Genomic DNA, 17,312 nt, shown 5'->3' with positions numbered 1-17,312 from the left:
TCCAAATAAAAACATAAGTTTTATTACTTTATATCAAATTACATGAAATTATTTTTTTTTTCATCTTTATTTTTACTTACTTCATACAGTAGCATTGCTCAAGTTGGTGTTGGTACAACTGCTCCGGCAAGTACACTCGATGTTACTGCTGTAAACCCAACAGGAACGGGAACTACCGTTGATGGTATTTTAATACCTAGGGTTACTCGGGAACGAGCTCAAAGTATGACCGGTACTACAACTTCAACTTTGATTTATGTAAGTGAAGTAGCAACTGGCAGCGCCCTTGGTACAACAATTAATGTGACATCTGTGGGGTTTTATTTTTATGATGGTACTGTTTGGCAAAAATTAGCTTCAGGAACATCAACAGACTGGAGCTTAATTGGCAATGCAGGAACTGCGCCTGCTACAAACTTTCTAGGCACTACGGATGATGTTGATTTGGTTTTTAGAAGGAACGCAATAAGAGGAGGATTTATTGGTAATCCAACGTATGATGGGTCTTTTGATTTCATTAATGGTAATACTTCATTTGGAGCTAATTCGTTATTAAATCCAACTTTAAATTTTGCAACACAATCTGGTGTTAGAAATACTGCTATTGGAGTAAATGTTATGCCGGGATTAACTTCGGGTAGACTAAATACAGGTATTGGCGAATTTGCCTTGTTTTCAAATACTACTGGTAATGCTAATACTGCATTGGGTTCAGGAAGTCTATATTCAAATTCTATTGGTTTTAATAATGTTGCTATTGGAAGACAGGCATTAACATCCTCTAACAGTAATAATAATACTGCGGTAGGTTTTTCATCTTTAAGAAATAACGTGGCAGGAACGGGCAATAGCGCTCTTGGATATAGAACATTAAGTTCAAGTACAGGTTCCAATAACACAGCCATAGGTTTTGATGCTGGTACAGCCTTAACCACTGGTTCCAACAATATTATGATTGGAGCTAATACTGTTGCTCCGGTTGTAACGGGAAGTGACCAATTGAATATAGGAAATACAATTTTTGGGAGTATGGCCGGCGTACTCACGGCTGGTGTAAACACTAGTAGAACTATCGGTATAAATGTAACAGCACCTCAGGGAGCTTTGGATATCACTTCTACTACCGATGGAGTATTAATTCCAAGAGTGGCTTTAACTGCTACAAATGTTGCGACTGTACTTACACCTACTGTATCTGAATTGGTGTACAACTCTGCTACATCTGCTGTTGGACCCAATCAAGTATCGCCCGGATATTATTATTGGGACGGCAGTTTGTGGATTAGACTAGCTACAGGTAATCCTAACACCGATTGGGGTGTATTAGGAAATTCAGGTTTATCGGGCACCACAAATTTTTTAGGAACCACAGATGATGTAGATGTTGCTTTTAGAAGAAATAATTTAGCCGCAGGAAAAATAGGTGCTACGAGCACTTCTTTTGGATTAGCTTCTGCTAATCTAAATACCGCTGCTGGAACAACTGCCTTTGGGGTGAATGCCTTAGCGGTGAATGTTGCCGCAATAGGTAACACCGCAGTGGGCAGCAGTGCTTTAGCGGCAAATACAGCAGGAACTGCAAATACAGCTGTTGGTTCTAGTGCTTTGGCAGCAAATACGACATCAGTTAATAATACTGCTGTAGGGTTTGGTTCTTTGGCTGCTCAAACCACTGCGGGTAATAATACAGCGATTGGAACTAATGCCTTAACATCAGCAAATGGCGGAGGTGGCAGTAATACAGCAATTGGTTCATTGGCAGCAGATGCAATCACTACAGGTAGTTTTAACGTTGCTGTAGGTTCAGGATCATTAGGTGCTCAAACTACTTCACAATTTAATGTTGGTGTTGGTGCTAATGCACTGTTAAATAATGTTAGTGGAGCTAATAATGTTGCTGTTGGTACAAGTGCATTAAACACTAATACAGCAAGTGATAATACAGCTGTTGGTCACGTAGCATTATTTGCCAATACAACAGGAACTCGTAATACAGCCATTGGGTTGTCTGCTCTAGGCGCTAATACCACAGCAACGGGAAATACTGCTGTTGGAGCAAGTGCTTTGGCTGCTAATACAACTGCACCTGGCAATACTGCTGTTGGTTCAAGTGCCTTGGCAGCCAATACTGCTACAAATAATACAGCAGTTGGTGCATCTGCTTTGGCAGCTAATACAACGAGTCTAAATAATGTTGCTGTTGGTTATAATGCATTGCTTACAAATACAACCGGTGTAGGGAATAATACCGCTGTTGGTAGTGAAGCTTTACTTACATCTAATGGAGGTGTTGAGAATACAGCTATAGGAAGAAATGCTTTGCGATCAAGTGTTACTTCTGCATCATTTAATACTGCTGTTGGAAGTAATTCACTTAGATTTATAAATGATGCTGCAGCCCAAAATAATGTTGCTGTAGGTTATAATGCAATGGAAAACTCTGCTGGAAATGTAAACCAAAATGTGGCAATTGGTTCTTTAGCTTCAAGAAATAATAGGGGAAATAATTGTACTTCTATTGGCTTTAGGGCATTAGGTTGCGATAATGGAGCTAGTACTGGTGTTGACAATGTAGCTGTTGGACAACAATCTATGAGGTTAAATACTTCAGGGCAACAAAATGTTGCAATTGGAAGTTTTTCGCTTCAAAATAATGGATCTGGAAGCTTCAATACAGCAGTTGGATTTTTATCGGGTAACGGAAATTCAATCGGATCTAATAATACATATCTTGGAATGCAGGCAGGTAGCGCTTCCTCTGGTTCTTTTAACACTTTTATAGGACATCAAGCTGGTAATATTTCGTCAGGGAATAGCGTAGCTATTGGAAATCTGGCGGGTTCAACTGATAATACCTCAAATAAATTATATATTTCTAATTCAGCAACTACAGCTAGCACTTCCTTAATTTATGGTGAATTTAGTCCAGCGCGAATATTGCGAACTAACAGTACTTTTCAAATTGGTGATCCAGCTGGCACAGGATATGTATTTCCGGTTGCAAGAGGAACTGTTGGTCAGGTATTGCAAACTGATGCAGCAGGAGTTCTTACATGGCAATCCGCAGCTTCTGTTGAAACTGACCCACAAGTTTCTTCAGCAACAAATAATAGAATTCCAAAATGGAACGGAACCACTCTTGTTGATGGTATAGTAACCGATGACGGAACAACTGTTACTGTTGCAGGTAAAACTTCAACAACTAATTTCCAAATGCCAACAGGCGCATCGGCTAATTTTATACTACAAAGTGATGCAACAGGAAATGGTACTTGGGTTCAAAATCCATTAAACACTTTATCTATGGTGAGAACAAACCTTGGAGGCACAAATCAGGTGTTAACGGCACCATTTCCTCCGGGCTCTTGGGAAAAAATCAACTTTCCGAATGAAGTTTTTGATACCAGTTCAGAATTTACGGGTGGGACTTTTACTGCTACTAAAGCGGGTTTTTACCAAATTAATGCTGGATTTCATACCAATGACCAAAGCAATACGCAGCAATATGCTATTGGTGTATTTGTAAATGGTACCTTATATCAAGAAACTTCTGGAAATCATACCAATATTGGTGAAGTATGTCGCAACATAAATTGTATTGTTAACTTGGCCGTTGGAAATACTGTAGAAATTCATGTAAAAAACTTTATTGCAGGTGTTCAAATTAATGGTTTTGTTGGGAAGACCTTTTTTGAAGTACAACAAATTAGATAGTCATACTTTTAAAAGACAAAAGACCTTCAAAAATATTTGAAGGTCTTTTTGTTTAGTATACTTTGAGAAGTTATTGTTTATTAAAAGTTCCACGATCTACTTCTTTTAAAAAACTTATAACACCCGGAAAATAATGTTCCTGATCGTCATATTGAGAGCAATGACTTCCATTCGGGCAATATAAAAAGCGACCGTTTTGGACTTCTTTTGATATCCATTCCATGTGTTTTGGATCCATAGTGTCATATTTTGCTCCGATAACTAGGGTTGGAACTGTTAGTGTTTTTAGTTTTGAGGTAACATCCCAGTATTTTAATGTAGCATCACCTGTAATACCAAATTCACTCGGACCTTGCATATAAACATATACATTTGGATTTAAATGCTTGAAAGCTCTGTTAATTGATTCTGGCCATTTGTCTATAGGCATCCTTAAAATATGCTCCGTGTAGTAATACTGGAATAATAATTTGGCATATTTTGGATTTTTATAATCTTTGTTTTTTTCAAATGCTTTAATCTGTTCAAAAACTTCTTTTGGCAGTTTTGGTCCAAGAACCTCTTCAGCATATTTGTTATATGCTGGTGCGCTTGCCATCATGTTAGAAATGATAAGTCCTTTTAGGTTTTTCTGGTATTTTAGTGCATATTCCATAGCTAGAATACCACCCCAAGATTGTCCCATCAAATAAAAGTTTGAACTGTCTAATTTTAGTGCTTTTCGGACTTGTTCTACTTCTTCTACAAAACGTTCAGTAGTCCAAAGTCTATTATCATTTGGTTGGTCACTGTAATAGGAACCTAATTGGTCATAGTAAATGTATTCGATACTTTCATTTGGAAAAAATCCATCAAAGCTTTCAAAAAATTCATGAGTTCCGCCTGGACCACCATGCAAAAGAAGGACTTTTATTTTCGGATTGTTCCCAACTCTTTTGGTCCACACATTAAAGTTCCCGATAGGAGTGGAGATGGGAATCATTTTGATGCCACCTGTGGCTTGATCATCTCTTTTAGAAAAATCAAGATAGTCGTTTTTATTCGTATCAACTGTTTTACTTTCTTTACATCCTGAAAATAAAAACAAAATGATCAAAGTGCTGAATAGTAGTTTTAGTTTCATGGAGGTAATAGTATAGGATTTAATTGTAAATTTTTTGATACAGATCTTTATAGATTTCTTTTACAATTTTACGTTTGAGTTTCATAGTAGGGGTCAGGTGTCCACCTTCAATTGTCCATGCATCGGGAGTTAATTCAAAACGTTTAATTTTTTCCCAGTTTCCAAATTTTTCATTGTACTTATTTACTTCTTTTTCAATTCGGTCAATAACGAACTGGTTCGAAGAAATTTCTTTTGTTGTTTGTCCAACGTCATAATTTTTACGTTTCGCCCATTCTTTTATAAACTCAAAACTTGGTTGAATAAAAGCAGCCGGCATTTTTTCACCATCACCAATAACCATGATTTGTTCAATAAATAGTGATTGCTTCATTTCATTTTCAATAATTTGTGGAGCAATATACTTACCACCAGAGGTTTTGAACATTTCTTTTTTACGATCGGTAATTTTTAAAAAATTATCATTGTCAAGTTCCCCAATATCACCAGTGTGAAAAAAGCCATCTTTAATTACTTCATTTGTTAATTGCTCGTCTTTATAATACCCCATCATCACATTGGGACCTTTGCAAAGAATTTCACCATCTTCGGCTATTTTAACTTCAACATTATTGATAACCCTTCCTACGGTTCCAACTTTAAAACCTCTATTTTTCTCGTCATTTACGGAAATTACTGGGGATGTTTCGGTCAAACCATAGCCCTCCATTACGGGCATTCCAGCCGCCGCAAAAATTCTAATTAAACGATGTTGAAGTGCAGCACTACCCGATACGAGTACATTTATATTTCCACCCAAACCTGCTTTCCATTTACTAAAGATGAGTTTTCGAGCAATACTTAGCTGAAATTCATACCACCAACCATTAGCTCCATAAGGTTCGTAACGCAGACCAATTTCGACCGCCCAAAAGAACAGTATCTTTTTGACACCCGTCAAGTCTTCTCCTTTGTCAATAATTTTATCATATACTTTTTCCAAAAGTCTAGGAACTACACTAAATACGGTTGGTTTTACTTCTTTTATATTGTCGGATAATTTTTCTATGGATTCCGCAAAATAGATGGAAACCGAATAATATTGATAGATATACAATATCACACGCTCAAAAATATGACAAATAGGAAGAAAGCTTAAAGCAACACTCGTACCTTCTTCAAATGGAATTCGAGGCGAACTATCTAAAACGTTCGAAACAATATTGTTATGGGAAAGCATGACACCTTTGGGTCTTCCTGTGGTTCCAGAAGTGTAAATTATGGTCGCTAACTCTTCCGGTTTTACATTATTTTTTCGGTCTTCAACCACGTCTTGATTACTTTCGTCCTTTCCTAATTCTAATAATGTTTTCCAGCTTTTACAACCTTCAATATCATTAAAGGAATAAATTTCTGAAAGTAAAGGAATATTCGATTTTACAGAAATAAGTTTTTGATACACCACATCATCTGAGACAAAACAGTATTTTGCTTCGCTATGATTTAATATATATTCATAATCTTCTGCCGAAATAGTTGGATAAATCGGAACCGTTTGGGCACCAGTTTGTAATGAACCTATATCCATTATGTTCCATTCGGTTCTATTAGAAGAAGATATAATGGCAATTTTATCATTTTTTTGAACCCCTACACGAATTAATGCTCTCGAAATAGCATTCGATTTATCTATATATTCTTGTGTTGAGGTTTTGATCCATTCACCATCGTATTTTGTAACAAGACAACTAGGGTTATTGTTTTTTTCAAGTTGGTAATACGGAAAGTCGAAAAGTCTTGTGATTGGAGTCATGAATTTTATAATTTTATTGCAAATTAATTAATATTAGTTTCTTGCACAATAATAATTTAAAATATGCAGCATTTATCATCGAAATATGTAGTTTTGTTGCCTAGAAAATAACTTTTTTTAATGAAAAAATACCCACGTTTACAAGAATATATAACGTTAGCTATTAGGTTGTTATTGGCGTATATTTTTTACTCAATTGCAAGAGTTTTATTTTATTTTTATAATAGTTCGTTAATTAAAGTTGATAGTGTAATGGACTTTTTAAAATTGTGTCAACATGGATTAGCTTTTGACACAACAACTATTTTGTATGTAAATGGATTGTTTATTTTATTGTCAATCATTCCATTACTTTACAATACGAAAAAGCAATTTCAAAAGTTTTTGTTTTACCTTTATTTTGGAACTAATTTAGTGGCCTATGCTACTAATTTTATCGATTTTATTTATTACCGTTATACTTTTAGTAGAAGTACAAGAGCTTCGCTTGATACTCTTGAAAATGAGAGTAATAAGATGCTTTTATTTTTTGATTTTTTAATTCACTTTTGGGATGTTTTTTTATGGTTTTTTCTACTTTCTTATTTTTGGATATTTTTATACAAAAAAACGAAAGTTCACCAAAAAACGGAACTACTAAATCTAAAATACTTTGGTTTTTCTATTTTAAGTTTTCTCTTAATTTTGACACTTTGTGTTGGTGGTATTCGTGGTGATTTTAAGAAAAGTACGCGGCCAATTAATATTTTAGATGCTAGTCGTTATGTGACAAACGTTTCCCAATCGGATATTGTTTTAAACACCCCTTTTTCGATTATTAGAACGTGGAATGCCAATACCTTTCAAAAAGTAAATTTACTACCAAAAACGCAAGTAGACAGTTTACTGGTTCCGATTAAGCAGTATTCAAATAACCCAACTACCAACCCAAATATTGTCATTTTTATATTAGAAAGTTTCGGACGAGAGTACAGCGGCGCATTTAACAAAGATGCTAAGATTCCAGGTTATGAAGGGTATACGCCCTTTGTTGATTCATTAGCCAATCACAGTTTAATTTTTACCAATGCCTATGCCAACGGATGGAAATCTATTCACGGGATGTCATCTGTAATTGCCGGAATACCTTCTTTTCAAAATGCGTTTACTTCTTCGCCTTATCCGAAGCAAAAAATAGAATCACTTGTTTCAGTTTTGAAAAGTCAAGGATATGACACTTCTTTTTTTCATGGTGCACCTAATGGTTCGATGGGCTTTTTGGGTTTTGGAAATATATTGGGGTATGATCATTATTATGGAAAAACCGAATATAATAATGATGCTGATTTTGACGGAGTATGGGGTATTTGGGATGAACCTTTTTTTCAGTATTTTAGCAAAACCTTGTCTAAAAAAGAACAACCTTTTATGGCAACTTTATTTTCAATTTCATCTCATGAGCCTTATAAAGTTCCTGATAAATATGAAGGTAAATTTCCAACAGGAAAAGTAAATATTAACGAAAGTATTGGGTATACTGACTATTCATTAAAGCAGTTTTTTGCAGCAGCCAAAAAGCAATCGTGGTACAAAAACACGATTTTTGTGATGGTTGCAGATCATGGTAATACAATTGCTTATGATGAATACAGAAAGGAGTTTAATAAACATACGGTTCCGATTTTATTCTTTTCACCCGATGAAAAGTATGTTGGCGTAAACAGGGATTGGGCACAACAAATCGATATTTATCCAACACTTTTAGACATGATGGGATATCAAAAATCTTTTAGAAGTTGGGGTAGAAGTTTGATCAACGATAAACAAGTGCCGCCCTTTGTCATAAAATACGGTTCTAATTTGTACCAGTTTATGTGCGGAAATTATATTTGTACGTTTGATGGTAAAAAAGCAGTTGGATTTTATGCTGCAAATGACAAGGCAATGGACCGTAACTTGATTTCTAAACGAAATGCCGAAATGGATGCGTTAGAATTACGATGTAAGGCGTTTGTGCAAGATTATATGGATCGAATTATCGATAGGCGATTGACGACGGTTAAATAAATTTAGGTTTTGTTTATTTGTCATTCCCACCTTCGCGAGAAAGACAAGAGAGTTGTTTTAAAGCTTATGCATATTCTCTGCCAAAGTCTCTATAAATTTAGAGATTGGTCCTTTAATCATCATCGCCATCATTGGATTAAAATCGCCTTCAAAATGTAATTGTACGGCACTCGAGGAATCAGAAATAGTATCAATATTCGCAGTTAAGGTGAATGGTAATTTATCACTTGCGGCAGCAAGATTTACTTTTAAATTAGGAACACCTTCTTTTAATCTCAATTTGATTTCGGGCATACCTTTTAAACCAAAGTTAAAAATATCATCGCCTAACACTTCGAACTTGGCAATATTTTCAGGCATTAGTTTTTCATAATTCTTTACATCTGACAACGCATTGAATATATGTTCAGCAGATTTTTCTATAGTAACTTTTGGGCTTTCTAGGTTCATTTTATAGTTTGTTGTTTATGGTTTTAGAGAAAAGAAGCAAGAGACAAGAGCCAAGACGCTTATGGTTTAAATACTACTTCTCTCTTCTTTTTTCTTTGTTCTTGCTTCTGCTAAACTTTCCAAGTCGACGGACTTTCGCGCCATTCTTGTAATGTTGTGAGTTCTTTTTCAGTAATATAATTTTTGGCTACCGCGAAATGCAATAACGTTTCATAATTGCTTAAAGTCTTTAATTCAATTTTTGCTTTATTAAAGTTTTCCTCAGCTACTTCAAATCCATAGGTAAAAATAGCTGCCATTCCTTTTATAGTTGCGCCTGCTTCTTTTAATGCTTCAACCGCTAACAAACTACTATTTCCAGTACTAATCAAATCTTCAACGACCACTACATTTTGACCGCTTTGTAAGAATCCTTCGACCTGATTTTGTCTTCCGTGTTTTTTCGGTTCCGGACGAACGTAAACAAAGGGTAATCCGAGTTCTTCGGCAACCAATATTCCGATACCGATAGCTCCAGTGGCTACTCCAGCAATTACGTCGGGTTTCCCAAATTCTTTTTCAATATGCTTAGAAAATTCTTCTCTAACAAAATTTCTTATCGCTGGGAACGACAGTATTAATCGGTTGTCGCAGTAAATTGGAGAATTCCATCCCGAAGCCCACGTAAAAGGATTTTTTGGATTCAATTTAATTGCATTTATTTGTAAAAGCAATTCGGCTGTTTTTTCGGCTGTATCTTTATTAAAAATCATAGTACAAATGTATAAAGTTTTTGTCAACGACAAACCTCTTTTTTTAACAAACGAAATCGCCAAAGAAACCGATTTCCAGTTGTTTTTATTGGAAAGTATTGATATTGAGCAACTCATCATCAAAATGTTTCAAAATAAAATTCAAAAAGCATCGTTATACTATCCGGACGAGAAAGCCATCCTAAAAAAACTAAAGGATAAAATTCCAGTTTGCAAAGCAGGAGGCGGATTGGTTTTTAACAAAAATGGAGCTGTTTTATTCATTTTCAGAAATGGAAAATGGGACTTGCCCAAAGGCGGCATCGAAAAAGGAGAAGAAATAGAAGAAACTGCCGTACGTGAAGTAGAAGAAGAGACAGGCGTTGATAAATTAGTCATCACCCGAAAACTTCAAAAAACCTATCATGTATTTAAGCGCAACGGCAAATACAAATTAAAAGTGACTCATTGGTTCGAAATGCAGACTACTTTTGAAGGAACACCATTCCCTCAAGCTAATGAAGGCATAGAAAAAGCAGAATGGCTTAATCCGGAGCAAATTAAAGAAGCGTTGAAAAATTCGTATGAGAATATCAAGTTATTATTTGAAGAGGAAAACCTGCTTGTCAGCAGGCAGGAATCCTAAAATAGTTTTAATCGACTAAATAGTTCGCTCATTTTTTTTGCCGGAAATTACTCAAAAGCAAATTTAAGTTTCAATTGCAAGCTTATATCCTTTTCCGCGTATCACAACAATTTTGATATTGGGATCTAATTCTAATTTTTTTCTAAGTTTTGATATGAACATATCAAGACTTCGCCCTACGACAACGCCTTCATCTTCCCAAACTTCTTTTTGCAGTCGGGTTCGCTCTACAATCTCATTGGGAGACAATGCGAAAATGAGCAATACCCGGGTTTCAGTTCCGGTCAGGTCTATTATCGTTCCATTTATGTTGAGTTTCCTGTTTTTTGCATCAAACAAAATCGAGCCCCAAGTGAACCTATCAGCATCATGACTTTCCGATAAAATTTTTCTTTGGGTACCAGATCTCAAAAAAATAAATCCGGCAACTACTAAAAATGATACGCTGCTCAGGATGAATCCATTCTTTACTGTAGTTATTTCTGTTGGTTGGAATTTAATGTTGATTCTATAACAGGCGACGGGTTGTTTTCTTCCTATACAAGCTATAATATCATTTTTTTTGTTTTTGGATACGGCATATCCATAGGCTACACTCGAGTCAGCGCAGTTTAGAACATTCACAACGTAATCGCTTGTACGCGAGTCTTTGGTTAACAAACGCTGGGTTGTATTTACGAGCGCGTTTGATTGAAAAGTAAAATCATTCTCAAACCTGATTTGGTATTCATTCTCGGCAATCTTTTTTATCGGGAGCACCCTTGATGTACTATCGCCCGATTGTAAAAGTAGTTCATGTCCGATTCTGCGTAGTAAAACTTCAAGCCTAGCAAAGTCAAAGGCATTATTATCTTCTCTCGTAAAGGCCGCACAGATCACACCTATAAACGAGAGTAATAGCAATCCAATCACATAGTGTCGTTTTCCTGATAACAGATTTTGAACGAGAGGCATAGTGTCAAGTTTTAATTTACAAAGTTTACATTTTTATTTACAAAACAAGTTATTCAGGTTGAAAAATATAAAGGTAAGTTTGCTAAGTCAACTTTGAAAGCGTAGGAAAAATAAAAGTATGTTCTATCCAGTCTGACTTATTGAGAAAATTTATATTAATTTAATAAACCCACAAAAATTATGAAAAAAGTATTTTATGCGCTAATGGTACTACTGCTTGTGGTGAGTGGATTCGTATTTAGTAATTGTGACATGAAGAATGAAACTACTAAAAAGCCTTCGCCAAAGCCGCTTTCTGCCTCTGAAATGAAGGCCAAAATGAAAAAATGGGAAGCTACCCCCGATGGTATCGCGTTCAAAAAATGGAAAACGTCTCCGCAAGGTAAAAAAGTGCTTTCCAGTGCTGCTAAATTAAAAAATCATACTAGTGCTTTTACTGATATGGAGGCTGTTGTAACCTCACTTTCTCTTCCGCCAGGATCAAGATTGGGTTTCGGTGTTATGATCAGGATTAATGGTGACGATTATATTGTAAATTTTGATACGCAAAAGTCTCAGCTAGAGCAATTGCATAGCCTGAAAGTTAACGACAAAATAATTATAAGAAGCCACAGCGTATCGTACGCGCCTAAGTATTCCTATCCAATAGTATCGGGCGACTATGTTGAACGAAATACTAAAGTGATTTTTAAACGCGTCCCCCGAAAAGACGGTTGCTGAGTAAATAAATTATGAAATAGATACTCTTTTATACGTTGTTGTTAAAGGTAGATAGGAAGACTAGTTGACTATTTTTTATGGAAAACACCTATTTGGCTTTACCTTTGCCAAATGTATAAAAATCCACATTCCAATAATTTACTTCTGAATTTAGGCATTGACAGCCTCAACGAAATGCAGGAAACCGCTTCGGATGCTATTCTGAATGATGCCAATGTATTATTGCTTTCGCCCACAGGGTCAGGAAAAACATTAGCGTTCTTATTGCCGATATTTGAATTGTTGGATGAATATGTAGCTGGAGTGCAATGCCTGATTTTAGTGCCATCCAGAGAATTGGCATTGCAAATTGAACAAGTTTGGAAAAAAATGGGCACCACCTATAAAGTCAATGTGTGTTATGGTGGCCATTCCATCGATACTGAATTCAAGAATCTGTCTAATCCTCCAGCGGTTTTAATTGGAACTCCCGGGCGAATTGCCGATCATCTTGACCGCGCCACTTTTAAGACGGATGCTATACTGACTTTAGTTTTGGATGAATTTGACAAATCATTGCAATTGGGTTTCCATGAAGAAATGTCTTTTATCATCAGTAAACTATCCAAATTAAATAAACGGGTATTGGTTTCGGCGACCTCTGGAATTGAGATTCCTAAATATACTCGAGTTCTAAATCCAACTATTTTAGATTTTATTCCATCCGAAGAAACCAAAGTAAATCTTTCGATGAAACTGATAATTTCTAAAGAGAAAGACAAAATTGGGAGCTTGTTTAATTTGATTTGTTCCTTGAAGTCGCAATCGGCTTTAGTCTTTTGCAATCACAGAGACGCTGCCGAACGCATTAGCGGTGCGCTAAACGAAAAAGGGATTTATGCCACCTATTATCATGGCGGCATGGATCAAGACGAAAGAGAACGCGCTTTAATTCAGTTTAGAAACGGAAGCATGCCTTATTTAATTACAACCGATTTGGCCGCTCGAGGTTTGGATATTCCCGAAATGAAACACGTGATTCATTACCATCTGCCTTCAACAGAAGATGAATTCACGCATAGAAACGGTCGAACCGCGCGAATGTTGGCCTCTGGAACGGCTTACATCATCACTCATGAAAGCGAGAAAAAGCAAGAATACATAAACTACGGCATGCCCATTTTAAAAGTAGACAACGCCACCACTTTACCAAAACCGCCCGAATTCCAAACAATTTATATCAGCGGAGGCAAGAAAAATAAACTGAATAAAATTGACATCGTGGGTTTCTTTTCTCAAAAAGGAAAACTAGAGAAAGGCGATTTGGGATTAATAGAAGTCAAGGATTTTATTTCGTTTGCCGCGGTAAAATTCAATAAAGTAAAAGATTTTCTGTCTAACATTCGTGACGAAAAAATGAAAGGAAAGAAGTTTAAAATTGAAGTGGCTCGGAAAGTGATTAAGAAAGAGGAATAGGGAAGTGGTCAACAAAAAATGGTTACAAATGCATTTGTTATTTGTAAAACCACACGAGAGATTCGTGCCTCTGCTTTCCTTTTAAAAAGATAATCATTTTTTATAAAATACAAAGTAAAGCGTGAAGCCGTTCGCACGTATGACGACAAAAGCATTTTTGCCAAGGACTAGTTTATCATTTTTAGCCGGAAATTACTACGTTACTATTTTGTTTATATTTATCCCTAATTAAAAATATCGCAACTAAAATATTCAGCATGAGAATTGAAAAACTTTGTAACGAATTGAATGAGATTTTAGTGTCCATTATTGATAAAGAGTCGAAAATAGATGAAACAATTTCCGAAATAGACGAAGAGTATAGATTAAGTGCCAAAAATTTATATCGATACTTAATCTTGAGGAGTTTTGATTTAAGAAATTATCATAGTAATTTATCAGATTATGGATTATCCTCGTTAGGCACTTCGGAAGGATATGTCTATAGTAATTTGTATAATGTGGTTAAAAACTTAAAATTAATTCAAGGACTTCCAATTGAAGAAAAGTCAAAAATTGAAATCATTGGTTACAAAAGAAGTAAGGAATTAGTAAAAAAACATGCTAACACTCTTTTTAATACAGTTTCTAAAAACCATTTTATAAGGGTGATGGTCACTTTACCAGATGAAGCAGCCTACGATAAATCAATTATTGAGAAAATGGTTGAAAGCGGAATGGAAATAGCTCGTATCAATTTAAGTCACGGAGATATAGATATTTGGACTAAAATGATTCAGTTTATCCATGAAATCAGGGCAGAAACTAAAAAAGATTTAAGAATATATATTGACTTGTCTGGTCCTAAAATTAGAACTGCACAAATTGAAATCACAAATAAAAAAGGTACGGTCAAAAAGGGTATTCCAATTCGAGTTGGTGAACATATTATCGTAACAAAACGAGTTACTTTAGGAAAAAAATCGAAATTTGGAAAAAATGGAGAGCAACTTACAAAAGCCGAAGTTGGTGTTTCACTACCAGAAATAATAGCTGATGTCAAAATTGACGACATAGTGCTTTTTGATGATGGGATGATACAATCAGTTGTGGTATCAAAAACAGAGAACGATATAGAACTTCGCATTACCCATTGTTATAAATCAAAATTATTATCCCAAAAAGGCATCAACTTACCAAATACCAAATTAAACCTTCCTGCATTAACCCGACAAGATATTGACAACTTGCCTTTTGTTTTTAAAAATGCCGATATCGTAGGTTATTCATTCGTAAGAACCTCAGAAGATGTCAAGTATCTATACCGTCAATTAGCCCTACACAATGCACCTAATTTGGGGGTTGTTTTTAAAATTGAAAACAAAGAGGCATTCGAAAATTTGCCTTTTATTCTTTTCGAGGGAATGAAAAGGAACAAAATTGGAGTCATGATTGCGAGGGGAGACTTGGCTGTTGAAATTGGTTTTGAAAGAATTTCAGAAGTGCAAAATGAAATCCTTTGGCTATGCGAAGCAGCTCATATTCCTGTGATTTGGGCTACACAAGTACTCGAAAATCTTGCTAAAACTGGAATTCCAACAAGAGCAGAAATTAGTGATGTCGTACAAGGTGTTCAGGCTGAATGTATAATGCTTAATAAAGGTCCATATATTAATGAGGCTATCCTAATGCTCAACAATATCTTAGTTCGAATGGAAGCTCATTCCTTCAAGAAAAAAAATTCACTTAGACCACTTAATATTGCTATAAATTCAATTCAACAGTTATTAGGTAAGTAAAAAGAGCGTTGGGTTTTTTATTACTTGATACTTTTTTTGATTAATTATAAAACAATACAAAATCAAAAAAGAAAGTTGTGTATTGAAAAGAGTGTAACTGTAGTAAAAGAACTCTAGCTAATGTTATTATCGACCATTAAAGTTAATACCAACTTAACATTCAGATTTTGGAATTGACGTAAATTTGTATATGAAATTTTTTGCAATTTTACTTGTAACCTTATTTTGTTCTTGTTCTCAGAATAATGAAACTATAAAAATTAAAGGTTCAGATACAGAGGTAAATCTTGCTGTTGTTTTGGCAGAAGAATTTCATAAAGTAAATGGAGATGTTTTGGTTTCTGTTTCAGGCGGTGGTTCAGGTTTAGGTTTAGCTTCTTTATTAAATGGAAACGCAGACATTGCAAATTCTTCACGAAGCATGAAACAAACAGAATTTGAGTTGTTTAAACAAAAAAAAACTGAGATTGAATCTTTTGTTTTTGCTCAAGATGCCATTGCCTTTGTAGTGTCGGATCAACTAACCATTGATTCACTTAGTACCAATGATATTGCTAAAATTTTAAGTGGAAAATATACTAATTGGACTTCTTTAAGGCAAAATAGTAAACCAATAACTATTTACGGAAGGCAAAGCAACTCAGGAACACACGACTATGTGAAGAGTATCTTAAATATCCATTTCTCACCTTATGCCAAACAAATGAATGGGAATGCCCAGATAATTGAAGCGATTAAAGCGGATGCTTCAGGTATTGGTTATGTAAGTGCTGGATATGTTTTGAAAGGGAACACAACCGGTATAAAAGTTTTGTCAATTTACACAGGCAAGTCTAATGCCGTTTCCCCACTTAATGCTGAGGCAATTGCTTCGGGTAGCTATTTTTTTCAACGTCCCTTATTTCAATATTTCAAAAAAAATGATTACAAAAAAATTAAGCCCTTTCTTGATTTTGAAAAATCGACAATAGGGGCGAAAATTATAAAAGATTCGGGCTATTATCCAGTGAATAAATAAAAATGAACACTAAAAAGAGAGAACTACTAGACAGCTTGTTTAAAATTATTTTTAAAGGCACAGGATTGGTAACAATTGCTTTGTTAGCAGGTATTTTCATAATGCTTTTTTCTAATAGTATTTTATTCTTTTTAAAAATTTCTCCAATAGATTTTTTTACGGGCTCGCAGTGGGATCCAGAAACACATTACAGTATACTGCCTTTATTGGTTAGTACATTTTTGGTAGCAGTAGGTTCTATGCTAATTGCAGTTCCGTTAGGTATTTTAACGGCAGCTTATTTATCTGAATTAGCTCCTAGAAAACTACAAATGTTCTTAAAACCAATTATAGAAATGCTTGCGGCTATACCTTCTGTGGCAATTGGTTTTTTGGGAATCGTTTTAGTGGGACCAGGTTTGGCGCATATATTTGGTATTCAAAATGGATTAAATGCTTTAAATGGTTCTATTTTATTAGCAATAATGGCTTTACCAACCATTGTTACTATTAGTGAAGATGCCATTAATGCTGTACCTAAATCACACAGAGAAGCTTCCTTGGCATTGGGCGCAAACAAATGGGAAACGCTTTTTAAAGTATTGCTACCTGCAGCATTACCGGGGTTAATAGCAGCAGTTATGTTAGGTCTGGGAAGGGCGTTGGGAGAAACAATGACGGTGTTGATGGCAACAGGAAATGCTGCTGCTATTCCAAAAGGATTCTTAGATTCAGTTAGAACAATTACCGCAACCATTGCTATTGAAATGGGAGAAGTGCCATACCAAACTACGCATTATTTTGCCTTATTCGCTATTGCAGCTTTGCTTTTCATAATTACGCTTTTCGTCAATTTGCTAGGCGAATATTTTGCCAATCGATTAAGAAAATTTCACGCCTGATGAA

The 17,312-nt window shown here is 35.3% G+C and carries 13 protein-coding genes; 8 read left to right on the top strand and 5 right to left on the bottom strand.

All coding sequences use genetic code 11. The features are described 5' to 3' along the window. Positions 1 to 42 precede the first annotated feature (42 nt). Positions 43 to 3,714, top strand: a complete 3,672-nt coding sequence (locus tag ACIQ2L_RS05065) for a beta strand repeat-containing protein (protein ID WP_396157027.1) — start codon at positions 43 to 45, stop codon at positions 3,712 to 3,714. A gap of 70 nt (positions 3,715 to 3,784) precedes the next feature. On the opposite strand, the gene ACIQ2L_RS05060 is transcribed toward ACIQ2L_RS05065, so the two are convergent. Continuing rightward, complete coding sequence (locus ACIQ2L_RS05060; RefSeq protein WP_396157026.1) at positions 3,785 to 4,837, bottom strand: proline iminopeptidase-family hydrolase; 1,053 nt, start codon at positions 4,835 to 4,837, stop codon at positions 3,785 to 3,787. Positions 4,838 to 4,856: 19 nt separating this feature from the next. Continuing rightward, complete coding sequence (locus ACIQ2L_RS05055; protein ID WP_396157025.1) at positions 4,857 to 6,629, bottom strand: AMP-dependent synthetase/ligase; 1,773 nt, start codon at positions 6,627 to 6,629, stop codon at positions 4,857 to 4,859. Between the two features lie 120 nt (positions 6,630 to 6,749). Between ACIQ2L_RS05055 and ACIQ2L_RS05050 the strand changes: the two genes are divergently transcribed. After that, a complete protein-coding gene (locus ACIQ2L_RS05050) occupies positions 6,750 to 8,675 on the top strand; it encodes an LTA synthase family protein (RefSeq protein WP_396157024.1) in 1,926 nt (641 codons plus the stop codon). 57 nt (positions 8,676 to 8,732) lie between these two features. Here the strand turns inward: ACIQ2L_RS05050 and ACIQ2L_RS05045 are convergent, their stop codons facing one another. Further along, complete coding sequence (locus ACIQ2L_RS05045; RefSeq protein WP_396157023.1) at positions 8,733 to 9,125, bottom strand: SRPBCC family protein; 393 nt, start codon at positions 9,123 to 9,125, stop codon at positions 8,733 to 8,735. Between the two features lie 110 nt (positions 9,126 to 9,235). Next, positions 9,236 to 9,877 carry an orotate phosphoribosyltransferase gene (gene pyrE / locus ACIQ2L_RS05040; RefSeq protein ID WP_396157022.1) on the bottom strand — a complete coding sequence of 214 codons (642 nt, stop codon included), beginning with the start codon at positions 9,875 to 9,877 and terminating at the stop codon, positions 9,236 to 9,238. Positions 9,878 to 9,884: 7 nt separating this feature from the next. On the opposite strand from pyrE, the gene ACIQ2L_RS05035 reads away from it, so the two are divergent. Continuing rightward, positions 9,885 to 10,502, top strand: a complete 618-nt coding sequence (locus ACIQ2L_RS05035) for an NUDIX hydrolase (protein WP_396157021.1) — start codon at positions 9,885 to 9,887, stop codon at positions 10,500 to 10,502. A gap of 63 nt (positions 10,503 to 10,565) precedes the next feature. On the opposite strand, the gene ACIQ2L_RS05030 is transcribed toward ACIQ2L_RS05035, so the two are convergent. Continuing rightward, a complete protein-coding gene (locus ACIQ2L_RS05030; protein ID WP_396157020.1) occupies positions 10,566 to 11,456 on the bottom strand; it encodes a winged helix-turn-helix domain-containing protein in 891 nt (296 codons plus the stop codon). Between the two features lie 180 nt (positions 11,457 to 11,636). On the opposite strand from ACIQ2L_RS05030, the gene ACIQ2L_RS05025 reads away from it, so the two are divergent. The 5 genes from ACIQ2L_RS05025 (at position 11,637) to pstC (ending at position 17,308) form a co-directional block, all read left to right on the top strand. Beyond that, positions 11,637 to 12,176, top strand: a complete 540-nt coding sequence (locus ACIQ2L_RS05025) for a hypothetical protein (protein ID WP_396157019.1) — start codon at positions 11,637 to 11,639, stop codon at positions 12,174 to 12,176. A gap of 111 nt (positions 12,177 to 12,287) precedes the next feature. After that, positions 12,288 to 13,631, top strand: a complete 1,344-nt coding sequence (locus ACIQ2L_RS05020; protein ID WP_396157018.1) for a DEAD/DEAH box helicase — start codon at positions 12,288 to 12,290, stop codon at positions 13,629 to 13,631. A gap of 257 nt (positions 13,632 to 13,888) precedes the next feature. Further along, a complete protein-coding gene (locus tag ACIQ2L_RS05015) occupies positions 13,889 to 15,409 on the top strand; it encodes a pyruvate kinase (RefSeq protein WP_396157017.1) in 1,521 nt (506 codons plus the stop codon). 190 nt (positions 15,410 to 15,599) lie between these two features. Continuing rightward, on the top strand, positions 15,600 to 16,427 hold the full coding sequence (locus ACIQ2L_RS05010; RefSeq protein WP_396157016.1) for a PstS family phosphate ABC transporter substrate-binding protein: 828 nt from the start codon (positions 15,600 to 15,602) through the stop codon (positions 16,425 to 16,427). A gap of 2 nt (positions 16,428 to 16,429) precedes the next feature. Further along, the gene (gene pstC, locus ACIQ2L_RS05005) at positions 16,430 to 17,308 is read left to right on the top strand and encodes a phosphate ABC transporter permease subunit PstC (RefSeq protein ID WP_396157015.1); all 879 of its coding nucleotides are present in this window, start codon (positions 16,430 to 16,432) and stop codon (positions 17,306 to 17,308) included. Positions 17,309 to 17,312 lie beyond the last annotated feature (4 nt).

This window comes from Flavobacterium sp. (assembly GCF_044369455.1).
In the GTDB taxonomy this organism is placed as follows: Bacteria; Bacteroidota; Bacteroidia; order Flavobacteriales; family Flavobacteriaceae; genus Flavobacterium.
This window is presented reverse-complemented; position numbering and strand designations above follow the sequence as displayed.